Genomic DNA, 534 nt, shown 5'->3' on the forward strand with positions numbered 1-534 from the left:
ATGGCTTGTACAACCTTTCGACCGAAATCAAGGTTGATGAGCGTCAGCTTGCCGCGGTGAAACAAGAGTTTAAGCAAGAGCGCAGCGCTTTCTTGGAATCGCCTATGGGTACGCTTATCCAAGTAGCGAACACCAGCGCTTACACGCCGGATAGTCGTCATCGTTTACTGAGCAGTGATGGTGCCGATACCGTCACGCCAGAGCGGATTCTTGCGGTGCATGATCAACTGTTTAAAACCGATCATGGTTACAAAATGGTGATTGTTGCGGACGTTGAGCCTGAGCAAATTACGCCACTTCTACGCAAATACGTGGCATCAATTAAGATGAAGCCGGGTAAAGCTGTAGATTATCGTGTGTCATTTAATGATAAGCTGCCAGCGCGCTCGGTCGTCACTGATGGTCACGAGCCTTCATCGTTTTACCTGCTGCGTTTTACCAACACCGATAAGTACAACCGTACGGCAAAAGACACGGTGATAGAAGACATTCTGGAGCGCATCAGTGCCGCACGAGTACTGGAGACGTTCCGTT

General features: G+C 49.4%; 1 protein-coding gene. It reads left to right on the forward strand.

The features are described from left to right. Positions 1 to 534: insulinase family protein (locus tag R7R24_RS30030; RefSeq protein ID WP_411978854.1), on the forward strand; the 534-nt coding region annotated here is incomplete at both ends.

This window comes from Vibrio sp. 704 (assembly GCF_033339295.1).